17 protein-coding genes are annotated in these 18279 nt (G+C 66.8%); 12 read left to right on the top strand and 5 right to left on the bottom strand.

Going from position 1 to position 18279, the window contains the following annotated elements; translation table 11 throughout:
• Nucleotides 1-31 precede the first annotated feature (31 nt).
• Together IE92_RS0113215 and IE92_RS0113210 are read left to right on the top strand one after the other, a co-directional pair.
• Nucleotides 32-3343, top strand: coding sequence for a glycosyltransferase family 2 protein (locus tag IE92_RS0113215; RefSeq protein WP_051701951.1), 3312 nt, complete (start codon nucleotides 32-34; stop codon nucleotides 3341-3343).
• A complete protein-coding gene (locus tag IE92_RS0113210) occupies nucleotides 3344-4747 on the top strand; it encodes a DUF5719 family protein (protein WP_030148979.1) in 1404 nt (467 codons plus the stop codon). It begins immediately after the preceding gene.
• A gap of 85 nt (nucleotides 4748-4832) precedes the next feature.
• Here IE92_RS0113210 and IE92_RS0113205 read toward each other — a convergent pair whose 3' ends face one another.
• Nucleotides 4833-5645: an ABC transporter ATP-binding protein gene (locus IE92_RS0113205; protein ID WP_051701950.1), complete on the bottom strand. Its 813-nt coding sequence runs from the start codon at nucleotides 5643-5645 to the stop codon at nucleotides 4833-4835.
• Between the two features lie 126 nt (nucleotides 5646-5771).
• On the bottom strand, nucleotides 5772-6212 hold the full coding sequence (locus IE92_RS0113200; RefSeq protein WP_030148977.1) for a metallopeptidase family protein: 441 nt from the start codon (nucleotides 6210-6212) through the stop codon (nucleotides 5772-5774).
• An 80-nt stretch (nucleotides 6213-6292) separates the two neighbouring features.
• Here IE92_RS0113200 and IE92_RS0113195 point away from each other — a divergent pair, with 80 nt between their 5' ends.
• From IE92_RS0113195 to ahcY, 3 genes are read left to right on the top strand one after another with little or no spacing between them, the layout of a single operon-like run.
• The gene (locus IE92_RS0113195; RefSeq protein WP_030148976.1) at nucleotides 6293-6496 is read left to right on the top strand and encodes a DUF3499 family protein; all 204 of its coding nucleotides are present in this window, start codon (nucleotides 6293-6295) and stop codon (nucleotides 6494-6496) included.
• A gap of 12 nt (nucleotides 6497-6508) precedes the next feature.
• Nucleotides 6509-6727: a hypothetical protein gene (locus tag IE92_RS0113190; RefSeq protein WP_030148975.1), complete on the top strand. Its 219-nt coding sequence runs from the start codon at nucleotides 6509-6511 to the stop codon at nucleotides 6725-6727.
• A gap of 56 nt (nucleotides 6728-6783) precedes the next feature.
• Nucleotides 6784-8265, top strand: a complete 1482-nt coding sequence (gene ahcY / locus IE92_RS0113185) for an adenosylhomocysteinase (RefSeq protein WP_030148974.1) — start codon at nucleotides 6784-6786, stop codon at nucleotides 8263-8265.
• A 60-nt stretch (nucleotides 8266-8325) separates the two neighbouring features.
• Here the strand turns inward: ahcY and IE92_RS17450 are convergent, their stop codons facing one another.
• Nucleotides 8326-9135 (bottom strand): M23 family metallopeptidase, encoded by an 810-nt coding sequence (locus IE92_RS17450; protein WP_051701949.1) that lies wholly within the window; start codon nucleotides 9133-9135, stop codon nucleotides 8326-8328.
• Between the two features lie 100 nt (nucleotides 9136-9235).
• Complete coding sequence (locus IE92_RS17445; protein WP_051701948.1) at nucleotides 9236-9727, bottom strand: helix-turn-helix domain-containing protein; 492 nt, start codon at nucleotides 9725-9727, stop codon at nucleotides 9236-9238.
• A 131-nt stretch (nucleotides 9728-9858) separates the two neighbouring features.
• Between IE92_RS17445 and IE92_RS0113170 the strand changes: the two genes are divergently transcribed.
• Together IE92_RS0113170 and IE92_RS0113165 are read left to right on the top strand one after the other, a co-directional pair.
• The gene (locus tag IE92_RS0113170) at nucleotides 9859-10341 is read left to right on the top strand and encodes a helix-turn-helix transcriptional regulator (protein ID WP_030148971.1); all 483 of its coding nucleotides are present in this window, start codon (nucleotides 9859-9861) and stop codon (nucleotides 10339-10341) included.
• Nucleotides 10342-10344: 3 nt separating this feature from the next.
• Nucleotides 10345-10713, top strand: coding sequence for an ImmA/IrrE family metallo-endopeptidase (locus IE92_RS0113165; RefSeq protein WP_051701947.1), 369 nt, complete (start codon nucleotides 10345-10347; stop codon nucleotides 10711-10713).
• Between the two features lie 2 nt (nucleotides 10714-10715).
• Here IE92_RS0113165 and IE92_RS17935 read toward each other — a convergent pair whose 3' ends face one another.
• Nucleotides 10716-11495, bottom strand: coding sequence for a tautomerase family protein (locus IE92_RS17935; protein WP_081864131.1), 780 nt, complete (start codon nucleotides 11493-11495; stop codon nucleotides 10716-10718).
• 92 nt (nucleotides 11496-11587) lie between these two features.
• Here IE92_RS17935 and IE92_RS0113155 point away from each other — a divergent pair, with 92 nt between their 5' ends.
• From IE92_RS0113155 to IE92_RS0113135, 5 genes are all read left to right on the top strand, one after another.
• Nucleotides 11588-12685: a LacI family DNA-binding transcriptional regulator gene (locus tag IE92_RS0113155; protein ID WP_245601294.1), complete on the top strand. Its 1098-nt coding sequence runs from the start codon at nucleotides 11588-11590 to the stop codon at nucleotides 12683-12685.
• A 227-nt stretch (nucleotides 12686-12912) separates the two neighbouring features.
• Nucleotides 12913-14595: an ABC transporter substrate-binding protein gene (locus IE92_RS0113150; protein ID WP_030148967.1), complete on the top strand. Its 1683-nt coding sequence runs from the start codon at nucleotides 12913-12915 to the stop codon at nucleotides 14593-14595.
• Nucleotides 14595-15575 (top strand): ABC transporter permease, encoded by a 981-nt coding sequence (locus IE92_RS0113145; RefSeq protein WP_030148966.1) that lies wholly within the window; start codon nucleotides 14595-14597, stop codon nucleotides 15573-15575. The genes IE92_RS0113150 and IE92_RS0113145 overlap by 1 nt, the downstream gene beginning before the upstream one ends.
• Entirely contained in the window at nucleotides 15572-16480 is a 909-nt protein-coding gene (locus tag IE92_RS0113140) for an ABC transporter permease (RefSeq protein ID WP_030148965.1), read from the top strand. The genes IE92_RS0113145 and IE92_RS0113140 overlap by 4 nt, the downstream gene beginning before the upstream one ends.
• Nucleotides 16477-18204, top strand: a complete 1728-nt coding sequence (locus IE92_RS0113135; protein WP_051701946.1) for an ABC transporter ATP-binding protein — start codon at nucleotides 16477-16479, stop codon at nucleotides 18202-18204. Before IE92_RS0113140 ends, IE92_RS0113135 begins: the two co-directional genes overlap by 4 nt.
• Nucleotides 18205-18279 lie beyond the last annotated feature (75 nt).

Raw genomic sequence — 18279 nt, 5'->3', positions numbered from 1 at the left:
GTGCTCGCCGGGACAACATAGTCTGGAAGAAATGTCTCCACGTGTAACCGCCATCATTGTTGTCCAGGACGGCTCCCGGGATGCCGTGCACCTGAGGGCGACGCTGCACGCCCTCGAGGCTCAGACGCGCCGTCCCGATCACGTCGTCGCCGTGAGCCTTGCCTCCCCACCCGCGGTCATCGAACTGCTGCAGGGCGCGGCGATCCAGCAGATCGTCCAGCTGCGCGAGAACCTGAGCTTCGGCGAGGCCGTGCGGGCCGGAATCCGGGCATCCTCCGACGTGCTGACCGCCGCCGGTGTGGCCACGGATGTGGATGGGGACGCCTACTGGTTGCTCGCCCAGGACACAGCACCCGAGCCCGGCGCCCTGGCGGCGCTGGTGGGTGCACTCGAGGTTTCACCCTCGGTGGGCATCGTGGGACCCAAGCTTCTCGACTGGGATCGCGGCGAGACGATCATCTCCTATGGAGAGTCGATGACCCCGCTCGGCGCCGCGGTGACGCTGGTCGCCAACGAACTGGATCAGGGCCAGCACGACGCGGTGAGCGATGTGCTGGGTGTGGCCGCGCCGGCGATGCTGGTGCGCGCCCGCGTCTGGGACGAGGTTTCCGGCATCGATCCCGCACTGCACCAGGCCGATGACGGACTGGACCTGTCGGTGCGGGTGCGTCTGGCCGAGCAGCGGGTATCGCTTGAACCCAGCGCCCGCGTGCGCTGGGCCGGGGACGGCGTGGCCGGTCCCAACCGTTCGCGGCGCGGTGCCGTGGTTCGCCGACAGGCCTATGTGTCCCGCGCCGCCCAACTGCATCGCCGGATGGTCTACGCCAACGCGGCCGTGGTCTGGCTGCACTGGCTGAGCCTGCTCCCGCTGGCCCTGGTGCGTGCCGTCTGGCGTCTGATCACCAAGCAGCCCGAACTGATCACCTCGGAGATCGGGGCCGCCCTGGCCGTGGCCTTCGGATTCGGCCGGGTCTCCCGCTCCCGCCAGCGCCTCCGAGCCGGTAAGCGTGTGGGCTGGGCCCAGCTGGCGCCGCTGCGGATCTCGGTGGGTGAGGTCACCCGCCGCAGCCGTCTGCGTCGCGAGGCCGGAGCCGTCACCGTGGTGGTGGAACGCAGCGACCTGCGCTTCATCTCCGGCGGTGGAGGATGGCTGGTCACCGCATCGGCGCTGCTCTCGGCCGTGCTGTTCTTCCGCTTTATCGACGTCCAGGCGCTGACCGGCGGCGGACTTCTGCCGCTCTCGAACACCGTCGGCGAGCTCTGGGGAAACACCGGCTTTGCCTGGCGGGACCAGGGCTTGGGCGTCATCTCCGCGGCCGATCCGTTCGCCGTGGTGCTGGCCTTCCTGGGCACGCTGACCTTCTGGAACCCCTCGTTCTCGATCGTGCTGCTCTACCTGCTGGCGCTGCCGCTGGCGACCCTGGGTGCATGGTTTGCCGCGACCCGGCTGACCGAACGCAGCGGATACCGCCTCTTTGTGGCCGCCCTGTGGACCCTGGCCCCGAGCCTGCTCGGCTCGCTGGCAGCCGGGGAAATCGGCGCGGTTATCGTGCACCTGCTGCTGCCCTGGCTGTTCTACACCGCCTCGGTCTTCCGCCGCTCCTGGGCGGCGACCGCCGTGGCCGCGATGCTGGCCGCCGTTATCTTGGCCTGTGCCCCCTCGCTCTCGATCGCGTTCGCGCTGATCTGGGTGGTGCTGCTGGTGACCGCCGGACGGTACATCCCGCGCGTGATCTGGATGCTGATCCCCGCGCTGACCCTGTTTGCCCCGCTGATTTGGCAGCAGGGAATCCGCGCCGGTAACTGGTGGGCGCTGCTCGCCGATCCCGGTTCGGTACTCACCGCGTATCCGGTGACCGAGGGCTGGAAGATCGCCCTGGGCATGCCCGCCTACGGCAACAGCGGCTGGCCGGGACTGATCTCCGCGCTCGGCATCGGTGGCGTCGCCGCCGAGTGGGCGCTGCCGGTTCTGCTGGCCCCCCTGCTCCTGCTGGCGATCATCGCCCTATTCTTCCGCGGAACCCTGCGCGTGTCCGGGCTGCTGCTGATCGCGCTGCTGGGTCTGACCACCGCGGCCCTTTCCAGTCACCTGCTGGTGACCCTGAGCGGTCCCAACACCGTGGCGATCTGGCCGGCACCGGCGCTGAGCCTGTACTGGCTGGGCCTGGTGGGTGCCGCGGCCGTGGGCTTGGACGCCATGCGTCGTCGCGGCATGATCCCCGCCCTCGTGGTGGGTGTGCTGGCCATCGTGGTGGCCGGCCCGATGATCGCGATCTTCCCGACCGGACACAGCCCGGTGCAGGCATCGGATGGACGCACCCTGCCCGCCTACGTGACCGCGGCCGCCGGCCAGGATCCGAGCCAGGGCACCCTGCTGATTCGTCCCGAGCGGGCCGACGCCATCTCCGCGACGCTGATTCGTGGGGGCGGCACCAGCCTGGATTCGCGCTCGACCCGCGCCAACACCCGCACCGCGCTGACCGAGGACGATAACCGCGTCGCCGACCTGGCCGGTAACCTGATTTCGGCCAGCGGGCTGGACGTGGCCAAAACCCTGACCGACCTGCGGGTGCGCTTTGTCCTGCTGGCCCCGGCCAGCCCCGGGCTCGACCCGGCGGATGCCTCCGGTGCCGAACAGACCCTCAATCGTGCGGTAGCCGCGCTGGAAACCGAGGGGGCGCTGGGACGCGTGGGACCGACCGATCAGGGCATCCTCTGGCGCTTTGACGGCGAGATTCCGCCCGCCGCCGATGCTCCGACAACCTGGGCCACCCCGGTGGTGGGCTTCCTGACCGGTCTGGTGTTCATCGTGGCTCTGCTGCTCGCGGTTCCCACCGCGGCTTCGCGTCGCATGGCCGAGGCCACCCCGCGCACCATCGGTCACGCGGTTCCGCGTTCGGGCGGCGGACGCCGTGCGGCCGGTCGTCGTGGAAACCATCGTGAGGCCGAGGGCTCGAACCGTGCCCGTCGCCGTGCCGAACGGGTCGCCGAGAAGGAGGCCGAGGCGGCCCTCGCCGCCGAGGTTGAGGCCCACGCCCCGGACGTGAATGAGCCCGAGACCCCGGTCACCGCACCCGAGGCCGAGGCAACCCCGGCCTGGCCCGAACCGACCGACGCCGATGAGATCGCACGCACCGCCGAGGCCGCCCACGACGCCGAGCTGGCGCGGGCCGCCGGGAGCGCTCAGGCAGCCCCCGTGGTTGTCGAGCCGGACGTGCCGGACGCCGATACCGGAAGCGCACCGATTGCGACCCCCGAGGACGCTCCGGCCGCCGAACCGACGATCATCGTCACCGGCGCGGTGCCCGAAGCCCCGGCCGATGACTCGAAGGAGCAGAAGTAAATGGTTTCCTCACGGAGCATCGCCACGGTTTCCGGACGCATCGTTGCCGGCATCGCCGGGGTGGGAGTCGTGGGCCTGGTTGCCTTCGGGTTCACCCGGGTGACCATCCCCACCATCACCGCCAGCGCGCCGAGCGTCCAGGTTCACCCCAGTGCCGCCGCCCAGACCCGGGTCTGCTCGGGTCCGCTGCTGCAGCCCGGTGAGTCCGGCGGACAGGCGACCGTCATCGGGGGCGTACAGACCGCCACGAGCGCCGACACCGATCCCTCGGTCACCCCGCTCACCAACCCCGAGCTCAGCGGAACCGAGGCCGGCTCGGCCGAGGCGCTGCGGATTCCGGTGGCGGGAAGCCAGACCCCGCTGCTGGCCGGATCCCAGTCCCAGCAGGCCGGCCTGGCCGGGCTCTCCGGATTTGCTGCCAGTGCCTGCGCCGAGCCCGTGGCCGACGCCTGGCTGGTAGCCGGAAGCACCGCGACCGGCCGCACCTCGCTGATCACCCTGGCCAACCCGGGGACCGCCGACGCCAACGTGGTGTTGGAGATCTTTGGCGACAACGGACGGGTGGAGGCCCCCGGTGCCGATGGCATCATCGTGCGGGCGGGCTCGCAGAAGGTGGTTTCGCTGGCGAGCCTTGCCCCGGGTCTGGAAAAGCCGATCATCCACGTGAGCACCCGCGGTGGACACGTGTTTGCCAGCGTGCAGCAGAGCTCGGTGCGCGGCCTGACCCCCTCGGGTGTCGAGGTTGCCGGTCCGTCGGCACCGCCCGCGCTCAGCCAGTACATTCCCGGCGTGGTGATCCCCGATACCCCCGCCGAGCTGGAATCGGATGACACCTACGATGACCGCGCGACCGCGCTGCGCCTGATGGTGCCCGGTACCACCGACGCCAAGGTCACCATCTCGTTTGTTAATGAGGCCGGGGGCAGCGCCCCGATGTCGCTCGAGGCCACCGTGCCCGCGGGTGTGGTGCACGAAATCTTCCTGGCCAACTTGCCGGCCGGATCCTTCGGGGTCAGGGTCGAATCCGATCAGCCGGTGGTGGGTGGCGTGCGCGTCACCACCACCAACGGAGCGGATTTTGCCTGGTTTGCCTCCAGCTCCAAGATCGGAAACTCCGCACGGCTTGCCATCGCGCCGGGGGAGAACCCCCGCCTGCACCTGGGAAACCGGGGCGACGCCGATGCTCGCGTGACGCTGACCCCGGTCGAGGGCGATCCGATCGAGGTGACCGTGCCGGCCGGCGGCGGTGCCGTGGTCCCGGTGAGCGCCGGTGCCGGCTATGTGATGTCGGGAACCGGCGACGTGCTGGCCTCGGTGAGCTATGCGGGCCCGAGCGCGCTGTCCTCGTTCGCGGTGCAGCCCGCGAACCCCGGCTCCTCCACGGTGACGGTCTACCCGCGCTAAAAGCACCGGACCTGCGTGGCACCGTGCTCCCGCGCCACCAACACAAAACCCGCGCCCCGAGAGGGCGCGGGTTTTGTGATTCCGGCTAGCGTCCGGCGCGGGCGCTCCAGCGGCCCTCGTGCTCGCTGATCCGGATCGGATAGTCAAAGCTCTCCGAGACCGCCTCGGTGGTCAGCACCGCGCGGGCGAGCCCCTGAGCCGAGATCCGGCCGTCGGTGACCAGCGCCGCATGGGTGGTCGAGGTGGGCAGCTCCTCGAGATGATGGGTCACCAGCAGGGTTGCCAGCTCGGGTCTGACCGATACCAGGTGGTCCACGGTTTCCAGCAGCTGCTCCCGGGCCGCCACGTCGAGCCCGGTGGAGGGCTCGTCCAGCAGCAGAAGGGCAGGGTCGGTGATCAGGGCGCGGGCGATCAGCGTGCGGCCGCGCTCCCCCTGGGAGAGGGTGGTCCAGGGCTCGGCGAGCTTGGATCCCAGACCCAGCAGGGCCGCGAGTTCGAGGGCGTGGTCGCTCTCGGCGGCGGTGGGTTCCCAGCGCATCATCCTTTCCACGCTGCCGGTCAACCCGGTAAGGATCACGTCCAGGATCGGCAGTGGACTCTGCAGCGGATGCCGCGGATTCACGTGGCCGATATGGGTGCGCAGTTCCCGGATCTCGACCCGGCCCAGGCGCGCGCCCAGCACGTCCACGGTGCCGCTGGTGGGGTGCTGGACCGCGCCGCAGAGGCTCAGCAGGGTGGACTTACCGGCACCATTGGCCCCGATCACCGCCCAGCGTTCACCGGCATGGACCGTGAGATTCACATCGATCAGGAGGGGGCGGCCTCCGCGAACCAGGCCGACGTGTTCGAGTTTTAGCACCTCGGTGCCGATTTTTGGGGAGGAGGAAGAGGGGAGCATCACACGCTTTCAAGACGGGATCGCGCGGTCCGAGCCGGCACGATCAACACTGTGCAGGGGGCGCTGCGGGGTCGTGGCGCGGGGACGCGAGTCGTGGGTGTGCGGCGTCGTGCCCGGGATTTCAGCCTACCGGAAACGCTCGGGTCCGAGGTCCCAGGGGTCACGCTCCAGATACTCGGCGGTGGCCCGGAACACGCAGCTTTCGATGTGCATCTGGCGGTGCAGCTGATCGTTGACGTGCAGCCGAGCCAGTCGCTCGATCGGCACCCGGTACAGGATGATCCGGCGCTGATCGCGCAGCGCATCCCAGCGGCGCACCCCGGTGGGACCGGGCTCGCCCAGCGGCATCCCGCCGATCTCAAACGAGACGTTTTCCAGCTCCTCGCTCCACATTCCGCGCAGGAAATCTGCGGTGCTGCCGACGATCAGATCGAAGAAGTCGACCCGTCCACGCAGCGGCGGGAGGTGCGGCCCGGTGACCGAGCTGCGGCCTGCGCGTCCGTGACGATCGTGTCGTACGGCACGGCGTCCGGTGCCTGATCGTTGGGAATGGGAGGAGCGGGGCATTGCCCCAGTCTACGCGTTTCCCTCCAATACCGACCGTCCGGGCCGGTGCGTCCGTGTGGGCAGGGTACGCTGAAAGGGATATGAACCAGAGGCTCTGCTCCCGAATTGGCTGTAACCGCGAGGCGGTCGCGACCCTCACCTACGACTACGCGGATTCGATGGCCGTGATCGGACCACTCGGCACCGAGCGTCGCCCGCACTGCTACGATCTGTGTGCGTTCCATGCGACCCGTCAGACGGTGCCGCGGGGATGGACCCTGATTCAACCGCGAACCACCCCCTAACTCGGAGGCAGCATGAGCCCGTTCCAGCGTGTGTCCTACATTCTGTTTATCGTCCTGGGGGCGGGGTTTGTCATCTACGGCATCATGCGCGGGGCGATGGGCGGATTCACCGGGTCAAGCCTGCTCACCGCGATCATCCTGATTCTGGCCGGTGGCCTGGTACTTTACCGCGGTTTTCGCGGCGTGCGCACGATGCTGGAGGGGCGTTCGGACGATTCGTCCGAGCGCTGATCACCCGCCCAGAATCCTCTCCGTAATGTAACGAAACGGTCTGCAACAATGGGACTATGTCGCGTCCCGAACTTTCAAACGATCTTCCCTATCTCGTTGCAGACCTGAGCCTCGCCGAGGCCGGTCGTCACCAGCTGCGTCTCGCCGAAAACGAGATGCCGGGCCTGATGAGCCTGCGTTCCGAATTCGCCGAGAGCCAGCCGCTGGCCGGTGCTCGCATCGCCGGTTCGCTGCACATGACCGTGCAGACCGCCGTGCTGATCGAAACCCTCGTTGCGCTCGGTGCTCAGGTGCGCTGGGCCAGCTGTAACATTTTCTCGACCCAGGACGAGGCCGCCGCGGCCGTCGTGGTGGGCCCGAACGGAACCGTGGAGAACCCGCGGGGTGTCCCGGTGTTCGCCTGGAAGGGCGAAACCCTGCCCGAGTACTGGTGGTGCACCAGCCGCATCTTCGACTGGTCCACCGAGGCCGCCGAGGCCGGTGCCGACTGGGCCGGACCGAACCTGATCCTGGACGATGGCGGCGACGCCACGATCCTGGTGCACAAGGGCCGCGAGTTTGAACTCGCCGGGGCAGTGCCCGCCACCGCCGAGACCGACAGCGTCGAGTACGGCGTGATCCTCGACCTGCTGCGCGATTCGCTGGGCACCAGCACCGACCGCTGGACCCGCATCGCCGAGGAGATCCAGGGCGTGACCGAGGAGACCACCACCGGTGTGCACCGCCTCTACGAGCTTGAGCGCGACGGCAAGCTGCTGTTCCCGGGTATCAACGTCAACGACTCGGTGACCAAGTCCAAGTTCGATAACCGCTACGGCATCCGTCACTCGCTGCCGGACGGCCTGAACCGCGCCACCGACGTGCTGATCGGCGGCAAGGTCGCCTTCGTCGTCGGCTACGGCGACGTGGGTAAGGGTGCGGCCGAGGCGCTGCGCGGCCAGGGTGCCCGGGTGATCGTCTCCGAGGTTGACCCGATCTGCGCGCTGCAGGCCGCGATGGACGGCTTCCAGGTGGCCAAGCTGGAATCGGTTGTCGGCTTGGTTGACATCTTTGTGACCACCACCGGTAACTTCAACGTGATTCGTCCCGAGCACATCCTGGCGATGAAGCACCACGCGATCGTCTCCAACGTGGGCCACTTCGACAACGAGATCGATATGGCCGGCCTCGGCAAGATCGAGGGCGTCGAAAAGGTCGAGATCAAGCCGCAGGTGCACGAGTGGAACCTGCCCAACGGCCGCAGCGTGATCGTCCTCTCCGAGGGTCGCCTGATGAACCTGGGTAACGCCACCGGACACCCCTCGTTTGTGATGAGCAACTCGTTCACCAACCAGGTACTCGCACAGATCGAGCTGCACACCCGTCTCGAGGAGTACCCGGTGGGTGTGTACACGCTGCCCAAGCTCCTGGATGAGAAGGTTGCCCGCCTGCACCTGGACGCCCTGGGTGTCGAGCTGACCGAGCTCTCCCCGGAGCAGGCCGCCTACATCGGTGTCCCGGTCGAGGGACCCTATAAGGTCGAGCACTACCGCTACTAGCGGGCAAGCCAAACGGCCCGGCATCCACAGGGATGCCGGGCCGTTTGGCTTGGGTGGTGGTTAGACCAGTGCCGCGCGCAGCTGCTGGAACTGTGCGTCGGTAAGGACCGTCTTCTCGCCGAAGAGGTTCTCAAACAGGGTGCCCTGTCCCGCGGGAATGATGAACCAGACGCCCGGGCCACCCAGCGCCCACACGTTGGTGGTGACGTTTGCATAGACGCGCACGTCGCTGATCTTGCCGCTGCGGCACAGGCGTGCCACACCCTGGTAGTCGGCGTCGTTCAGGGCGACGCGCTCACCGTAGATGGTGCTGTACAGCCCGGTCTCGGCACCCGAAAGTACCTGCCAGGTTCCCGGGCCACCGACGGCCCACTGGTTGGTTGCCGTGTTGGCGTAAACTGCGAATCCTCGAGTCAATTTTTCCTCTTCCGTAGGGTTGGGAACGGAGCCGTTCCCGAAGTTGTTGATGTTTGTCAGCGGGTCCACGGCGGTGCCGTAGATCGGCTTGCTGGGTAGGTTCTTGTTGTGAACCTCGAAGTGCAGGTGCACTCCGCTGCTGGTTCCGCTCTGCGGTCCAACGAATCCGATGGTCTGGCCTTCGGCGACGGTGTCTCCGACGCCCGGTCCGTTTGAGGATCCGAGCATGTGGTATCGGGTGGTCCAGCCTCCGCCGTGGTCAACCTCTTTCCAAAAGTTGATCTGGCTGCCGTGCCCCGAGCCGATGACAACGCCGGCCGCGGCGCAGGGAACGGCCAGACCCACGCTCATGCCGTAGCCAAAGTCGATGCCCTTGTGATCGGGGTCCGGCGGATAATTGCGCGGTCCAAAGAACGCATAAACCTGACTGCGGGGGAATGGTAGTCGTGCCATAACTCCTCCTTTCGATGTGTGTATGTACTGTTGTCTCTCTCTCGCTCCGGAACGAGAAAGTGTGGGATCCTACGCCGGGTGGCGTGGAAAATCTGTGTGGTCAGCGCCCGGCAACCGAAGTGGTGCCGGGGCGATGATTTGACGGGTGGAGGGCGCGGGAGTCGGGATTCTCGATCCGCTCCACCGCGGCCTCGGGGGAGGCCAGCCAGCGCCGGATCTCCGATTCCAGGTAGAGCACCGTTCGGGGACCGCGCTTGATGAAGCGGGGGCCGCGGTCATTGAACCGCAGCCGCGACAGCTTGCCGCGGTTGAGCTGAGGGAATCGCTCCTCGACCTGCCCGGGGTTGAGGAACGTCCGGCCCCGAGCCTCGGCCAGACGGGTCTCGTCGCCGCCCTCCGTGAGGAGGGCGCGGCCGAGTCCGAGCAGCATGAGTCCGAGGAAGGTGGGGGTCGCCTCCTGCTTGCCGGTTTCCACCCGAGAGAGATAGGAGATGTCGGTGTTCCCCAGCTCGGCGGCTTCGGCGAGGGTGAGGTGCGCCTGGGCTCGCAGGGTGCGAAGCGCGCCTCCCGGGGTGATTGTTTCGGTGTTCATGTCAACGAATCTAGAAGATAATTGACAATAATGCAAACCATTTAGGCGACTTTTTGCGCACTAGTGGATGATTCGTGACAATTAGCACATTTATTGTTTGCATGAGAAGTCAACGATGTTACGGTAGAGATATGGCAAAAAATGACTTTGCGCGGTTTTCGGCCGCCGAGCGTGAAGAGGTGGCTCAGCGCGTGCGCACCGAGCGTCGGAACCGATCGTTGACCCAGCAGCAGCTGGCGACGGAGGCGGGCGTGACCAGGCAAACCATCGTCAACCTGGAAAACGGCGTCAAGGTTCCCCAGGCCGGCACGCTTCAGCGCATCATGTCGGTGCTTGATGTGCCGCAGGCGAGAGGCGCGGTCAGCGACGCGGCGGCCCGCTATGCCGACGTGCTGGGGCGTCTGGTTGAGCTGGTGCCCGAGGATCGTCGCGAGGTGGCGGTTCAGGAGGCGAGCCAGGTATTGGTGGCGCATATGCTGCCCGCCAATGTCACACCCCTCCGGCAGACTAAGACTCGCTCACGGGACGAGTATCTGATGAGTGTTGACCTGGGTGAGGAAATCGCGGCCGCCACGACCGACGACGGAGGGGCCCCCGAGTTTCCGAATGGATAGTGGATGTACGATCCGTACGCGCATGCCGAAGCCCTGGGGGTGGCCGTGCTTGCCCGGCGGATCGGCGCGCCCACGGGACTCTGGGTGCCGCGCCTGCGCGTGATCTTTGTGCGTCCCGGCCTGACCGCCCGGCATGAGCGCTCGGTGGTGGCGCATGAGGTCGCCCACGTGGTGCTCGGGCACTCGGCAACCAGTCGTAAGGAGGAGCGTGCGGCCGACGCGCTTGCCGCTCGCAATTTGATCGATGATCGTCGTTTCGCCGAGGTTGCCCGCTGGACCCAGCAGCGCCATGAGCTCGCGGTCGAGCTGGGGGTGACCGAACGGATCCTCGGCGCGTACCTCGACGAGCGCGAGCGCCACGCGGGAAACTAGTTCTAGCTCTCCCAGAGATCCAGCTGCACGCCGTAGCGGCCTCCCAGCTCCTCGGTGAGGTGCAGGGTCAGTAGTCCGCCCTCGGCCGCGTGGGTTTCGCGCAGCTCGGGGCGCGTGCGCCAGCCGTGCTCATGATCGAAATGGGTGTTGAATTCCTCGGCCCAGGCCTTCAGCCGCGCACGGAGGGCGGGGGAGAGTTGGGGAAAGTCCTCCTCGGTGGTGAGGCCGTCCGGCCCCCAGAGCGGCCACCCCACCCCATACTCGTTCATGAGGCGGATGGTCTGGGATGGGGCGGGATCCCAGGAGGGTGCCCCGGGCGCGGAGGTGGTGTCGGGACGATAGACCTGTCCCGAAAGCGGGGCGACCGCAAACCACCCCGCAGCATTGTCCGTGGTCGGTTCCACCGCGTAGTTCAGGGTCAGCTCGTCGCCGGGGAGCCCGCGGATGCCCCAGTTTTCGCGTGGGGTTTCGGTCAGGGTGATCTCCACATCCTGTGCCTCGATGCCCACCGTATCGCCGATGCGGGTAAAGAGCGCGCGGATGAAACGCTTCTTGGTCTCGGTACTGCGCCCGGCAAAGAGGGACACCTCGATGATCGTGTAGTTCTCGCTGCGGTCGGCAGGGAAGATAAAGTCCTCGCGCGCGAGCGGGACGAAGCGGTGGAAGCGTTTGGCTTCGGGTAGCCCCAGTTCGGAGACCGCGGCCGCATGGATCGCGTTCGAGAGGGCCTGCCGGCGCGGGCGAAGCGTGTCCGCGAGTCCATAGACGATGATCTGAGCCATGCATGCCAGTATGCCCGCGTGTGCGCCGCGGCAACAGGGTACGCTGGAATCCTCCCGCGCGTAAGCGCATCCATTTTGGAAGGCCCCGGATAGTGAAACCGCCCACCGTGTATGACGTCGCCGAGCGTGCCGGGGTTTCGATCGCCACGGTCTCGCGGGTGCTGCGCTCGCCGGATCGGGTGCGTCCCGACACCGCCGCCCGGGTCGAGGCAGCCGTGCGTGAACTGGGGTATGTCCCCAGCGGTGCCGCCCGTGGGTTGGCCGAGCGGCGCACCGGCGTGCTGGGTCTCTACCTGCCGGGATTTGACGCCATCGAGGACCTGAGTGAGATCGAACTGCCCGAAACCGGCGGGACCGATATTGTCACCGACCTGGGCAAGACGGCCGACGACCACATCGCCGACCTCTACTTCGATGAGGTTGTGCGCGGAGCCGAGCTGGAAGCCTGGAGGCGTGGATACGCACTGATGGTCGCGGTGGGTCGGGGGAGTAACTCGCTGCAAACCTTCACCGATATGGCCGGCCGGGTGGACGGGTTGATCGTCCTGGCTCGGGCCGTGCCCGATGCGGTGTTGAAGCCGTTGGCCGCCCGCATTCCCGTGGTGGTGCTGTCCTCGCGCGGCGACTATGAGGAGTTTGACCGGGTGTCGGTGTCCAACCGCGAGGGCATGGCGGCGCTGACCGATCACGTGCTCTCGCGTACCGACCGTCCGCTGGTGTACCTCGGTGGCCCCGAAGAGTCTCCCGATGCCCGGGATCGTCGCCGCGGTGTGCGCGACGCGCTGGAAAAGCACGGGCGCGCCGAGGATATGCGCTGGATCAGCGACACCTTTACCCGGGAAACCGGCCGCCGAGTCGGCCGTGAACTGGCGGACTTGGCGGACGCCGGTGGGGAGCTTCCCGGTGCCGTGCTGTGCGGTAACGATCAGATGGCGCTCGGGGTCCTGGACGAGTTTGCGGCTGCCGGCATCGAGGTGCCCGGGCGCGTGCTGGTCTCGGGATTTGACGGTATCCCCGCGGCGGCGCTGTCGAGCCCGCGGCTGAGCACCGTGCGTCAGCCGATCGAGGATCTGGGTCGGGCGGCGATCGCCCTGCTGGATGAGCGATTCCAGGAGCCGGCGGGGGAGCCGCGCGGGGTCCGCCTGCCGGTGTCGGTCCTGCTGCGCGAGAGTACCGAACCCGCGCGGTAGCTGGTTGCCACTTGGTTCGGTGCAATCCATCCCGTTTGTGAGGAAAACGCCCAAACCTGGGTGTGACCCGTCCGGGGGCTTTGCGCCACGCTCTGGGGCTTGCATTTTGTAAATGTATGCGCTTACACTGAGGGGGTTGCACGCGTCCGCGTGGCAACTCGACGTGTTCAATGCCCTCCCCCGAACGCGCCGACTCGTGACGAGGATGACTCGAGGTTTCGCATTCAATGAAGAAATTTCCCCGCCGATCGCGACTGCTCTCGCTTGTCGCAATCACGATCGCGACGGGTCTAGCCCTCACCGGATGTAACATCCACATCGAGAGCAAGCCGGACCCCACCATTCCCCAGGACACCCTGCTCCTGGCCGCCGATCAGGGCTCGCCCATGTATCAGCGCAACTTCAACCCCTTCATGGCCAACCGCCGGATCGGTGCCGCCTACATCTACGAGCCGCTCGTGATCGTGAACGATGTCAATGGGGATGTAACCCCCTGGCTCGCCCAGAAGGTCACCCAGCCCGACGCCTCCACCGTGGTGTTCACCCTGCGGGATGGCGTCAAGTGGTCCGACGGTAAGCCGCTGACCGCCAAGGACGTCGAGTTCACCTTCAACCTGCTCAAGACCAGCCCGACCCTGGACATGCAGGGCATCTGGCAGTACATCAGCACGGTCGAAACCGGCACCGACGAGGGTAGCCAGACCGTGACCGTGCACCTGAAGTCCGCGGACGTTCCCGCCGCCAACATCATCGCGCAGACCCTGATCCTGCCCGAGCACCTGTGGAAGAACGTCAAGGACCCCGGTACCTACACCGATGAAAACCCGGTGGGTACCGGCCCGTTCACGCTCGGTAACTACAGCCCGCAGCAGTACACGATGAACCGCAACGAGAACTACTGGCAGAAGGACAAGGTCACGGTCAAGCACCTGATCCTGCCCGCCACCAACGGTCAGCTCGCCATGGTCACCCAGGGATACGACTGGGGTTACATGTACATGAGCGACGTGAAGAAAACCTGGGGCGGCGCCAACCAGTACAACCGCTACTGGTTCCCGCCGGGTGGTGTGATCTCGCTTCAGCCGAACCTCACCAAGGCCCCGTTCAACAACCCCGACGTGCGTCAGGGCATCGCGCTGGCCCTGGATCGTAAGCAGATCGCAGATGCCGCAACCGAGGGCTCGATGCAGCCCGCAACCCAGGCCGGAATCCTGCTGCCCAACCAGCAGGCAGACCTCGACCCCTCGATCCCCAACGGTGGCGTGATTACCCAGGACCTGGACGCGGCCAAGGCGGCCTTCGCCCGGGCCGGGTACCACGACCAGGACGGCAAGCTCGTGGACGCCTCGGGTAAGCAGCTGAGCTTCTCGCTGCTCACCGCCAACGGCTACACCGACTGGCTGCGTGCGGCCAGCCAGGTACAGCGTCAGCTCTCCGCTCTCGGCATCGACGTCAAGCTCACCCAGCCGCAGCCCCCGGCGTACCAGCTGGCCCTGCGCAACGGTGACTTCGACATCGCGATGGGTGCCTACGGCGGACTCGGTTCGCAGTACCAGGACCTCAACGGTCTGCTCAACAGCTCCAACTTCCGGCCCGTGGGCCAGGAGGCACCGAGCAACTTCGAGCGCTACCAGAACCCGGCCGTGGACGAGATCCTCGCCAAGTACCGCACCTCGCTCGACCCGAACGAAACCCGTGAGCTGGGTTACCAGCTGCAGCACGCGATGGTCACCGACCTGCCGGTGATCTCGCTCTACTACGGCGGTTCCTGGGGTCTGTACAGCGAGAACAAGTACGTGGGCTGGCCCGACGCCGACCACCCGTACGCCTCGCTGAAGACCTACACCCCGACCGCCCTGCTGATCTTCACTTCGTTGAAGCCGCGTGAGCACACCGAGGACAAGAAATAATGAAGTATGCACTGCGCAAGCTCGGCATGCTGCTGCTCACCCTGTGGGCCGCGGTCACGCTGAACTTCTTCCTGCCCCGGCTGATGCCCGGTTCGCCGGCCGACGCCGCGATCGCCAAGCTCTCCCAGAACGGACCCGTGAGCGCCGCGACCCGCGCCGCGATCGAGGCCCAGCTGGGTGTGCCCGGCGGTAACCTGTTCGAACAGTACGTGCACTACCTCCAGCAGGTGGTCACGCTGGACTTCGGTGTCTCGTTCACCTTCTACCCCGAAAAGGTCTCCGACCTGGTCCTGACGGCCCTGCCCTACACCGTGGTGCTGGTGGGAATCGTCACCATCCTGGCCTTCGTGATCGGTACCCTGATCGGTGTCCTCGCCGCCTGGAAGCGCGGCACCTGGCTCGACACCCTGCCCACCCTGGGCGGCAGCTTCCTCAGCGCATTCCCGTACTTCTGGATCGCCCTGCTGCTGCTGTTCTTCGCGGGCTATGTGGGACACCTGTTCCCGACCTCGGGCGCATCCTCGCCCACCGCGGTGCCGGAGTTCTCGTTCTCCTTCATCGCCGACCTGATCTATCACGCGACCCTGCCGGCCCTGACCATCCTGATCACCTCGCTGGGTGGCTGGATCCTGGGTATGCGTAACGCGATGATCAACACCCTCGGCGATGACTACGTGACCTTTGCCGAGGCAAACGGTCTGCGCGGCCGCACCGTGGCCATCAAGTACGCCGCCCGCAACGCGATCCTGCCGAACCTCACCGGGTTCGGTCTGGCCCTCGGTGGCGTGGTGGGTGGTTCGATCCTGGTGGAGCAGGTGTATGGCTACCCCGGAATCGGATACCTGCTGTACAACGCCGTGGTCAACCAGGACTACCCGCTGATGCAGGCCCTCTTCCTGATGATCACCGTGAGCGTGCTCATCGCTAACTTCCTCGTAGACATTCTCTACGGTGTACTCGACCCAAGGACGCGACGATGACATCCACCACCACTACCCCCGTGCGGGCGCGCGCACTGCGTGGCACCCTGCGCACGATCGGCCGCATCGCCGGCACCATCTGGTCCAACCCCCGGGCCCGGATCGGCGTGGTCCTGCTGGCCCTCTTCATCATCACCGCAACCTTCGCCCCCTGGCTCGCCCCCTACGGTGCCAGTCAGGACGGCTTCGAACGCAGCGCCGGCGGCTCGGCCGCCCACTGGCTCGGGACCACCGCAGCCGGTGAGGACGTCCTCTCGCAGATCATCTGGGGCGCCCGCGTCTCGGTCTTCGTGGGATTCGCGGCCGGGGCGATCGCCACGGTGATCGCCGTGCTGATCGGCCTCAGCTGGGGCTACTCGCGCGGCTTCGGTGGCGACGTGGTCGGGTTCATCGTCAACCTCTTCCTGGTTATCCCGGGTCTGCCGCTGATGATCGTGATCGCCTCCTACCTGCAAAACGGTGGCATCGTGATGATCATCGCGGTGATCGTGGTCACCGGTTGGGCCTGGGGTGCGCGCGTGCTGCGCAGCCAGACCCAGACGCTGCGCTCGCGTGACTTCGTGACCGCCGCCCGGTTCGCCGGGGACTCCTCGTTCCGCATCATCTTCCGTGAGATCCTGCCCAACATGACCTCGCTGATCACCGGTTCGTTCTTCGGTGCGGCCACCGCGGCGATCCTCGCCGAGGCGGGCCTGGAATTCCTGGGTCTGGGTGATCCGACCACCGTCAGCTGGGGAACCATGCTCTTCTGGGCACAGAACTCCAACGCGCTGCTCACCGGACAGTGGCTGCTGCTGTTTGCTCCGGGTCTCTGCATCGCGCTGCTGGCCACGAGCCTCACGCTCATCAACTTTGGTGTCGACGGGATTTCCAACCCGCGGCTTCGGGAAGGAAAGGGTCGATGACCACCAACACCACTCCCGCACGGGGAGCCGAAGAGCCGATTCTGCGGGTCGAAAACCTCACGGTGGAGTACCGCAGCGAGGGCTTCGAGCCGGTAGCCGCGGTCAAGAATGTGTCCTTCAGCCTGCGTCGTGGCGAGTTCATCGGACTCGTGGGCGAATCGGGTTCGGGGAAGTCGACCCTGGGCTTTGCGCTGACCCGCCTGGCCAAGCCGCCGGCAACCATCGTGGATGGCAAGATCCTGTTCCACGGATCCGACATTCGTACCCTGGATGACGAGGCCCTGCGCAAGCAGCGTCGTGGCGGATTCGCGATGGTGCTGCAGTCGGGCATGAACGCGCTGAACCCGGTGCGCACCATTCGCAAGCACTTCCACGACATCTTCCGTGCCCACGGTCACGTCGAGGCGGGCAGCTTCAATGCTCGCGCGAGCGAGCTGGTGCGCAAGGTTGAGCTGCCCGAGACGGTGCTGGATCGCTACCCCGGGGAACTCTCCGGCGGTATGCGTCAGCGTGTCTCGATCGCCCTGGCTCTCTCGCTTGAGCCCGAACTGCTGGTCTTTGATGAGCCCACCACCGCGCTGGACGTGCTCGTGCAGCACGCGGTGATGGACACCATCCGCCAGCTCCAGGCCAGCGAGGGGTTCACCGCGATCTTGATCTCCCACGACCTGGGTATCGTGCTGGAATCCACCGAGCGTGTGCTCGTGATGCACGACGGCGTCGTAGTGGAGGATGGCCCGAGCCACCAGATCCTGGACGATCCGCAGGCCGAATACACCCGGATGCTGCTCAGCCACTATGCGGACCCGCGCGCCGAGGAGATCCACATCCCCGGCTTCAGCACCCGCGGACGCTCGGCCGATGCTGCGCGGGCCGAGCGTGCCACCACCTCGCCGCGATCCGATGCTCGGGCGGCCCGACGCGCCGACGCGTCGATCGTGGTCGAGGGTGTGAGCAAGGTCTATGCGCCGCCGCGTCGGGGCGAGGCGCCCGTGGTCGCGGTGGACAACGTCTCCTTCACGCTGGCACCGGGGGAGTCCCTGGCACTGGTGGGACAGTCGGGTTCGGGTAAGTCGACGATCGCCAAGCTGGTGACCGGCGCGGAAAAGCCCAGCTCCGGCCTGGTGCGCTTCGGTGACTCGAACCTCTCGGCGCTGCGCCGCCGCGAACTGCGTGAGCTGCGCAAAAACGTCCAGATGGTGTTCCAGGACCCGTATGCGGCGCTGAACCCGTTGCACACGGTGGAGTACACGCTGCTGCGTCCGATCCTGAACTTCACCGAGCGTCGCGGCGAGGCCGCGCGCGAGCGCATGCTGGAGCTGCTGGAAACCGTGGGGCTCACCCCCGCGGAGACGTTCGCGCAGAAGCTCCCGCACCAGCTGTCCGGTGGTCAGCGTCAGCGCGTGGTGATTGCCCGCGCCCTGGCGAGTGACCCGCAGGTGCTCGTGGCCGATGAGCCGGTGTCGATGCTGGATGTCTCGCTGCGCGCGGGTGTCCTCGGCCTGCTTGAGGATCTGCGCGAGCAGTGGGGTGTGAGCATGCTCTACATCACCCACGACCTGCTGAGTGCGCGCCTGGTGACCGACCGGATGATGGTGCTGAACTCGGGCCGCGTGGTCGAGTCCGGCCCCACCGCCGACGTGCTGCGCAACCCCAGCGACGAGTACACCATCCGCCTGCTGGACGCCGTGCCCAACCCCGCGCGGGCACGCGAAACCCGCTAAAACCGGGATGCCCGGGAACCTGGTTCCCGGACATCCCGATCCCACCGGTGCACCCGAACCCGTTTCGGGTGCACC

It is taken from the genome of Mycetocola saprophilus (genome assembly GCF_000718085.1).
Lineage (GTDB): Bacteria > Actinomycetota > Actinomycetes > Actinomycetales > Microbacteriaceae > Mycetocola > Mycetocola saprophilus.
Note: the sequence above shows the minus strand (reverse complement) of the source record. Positions and strands in the feature narration are given on the sequence as shown.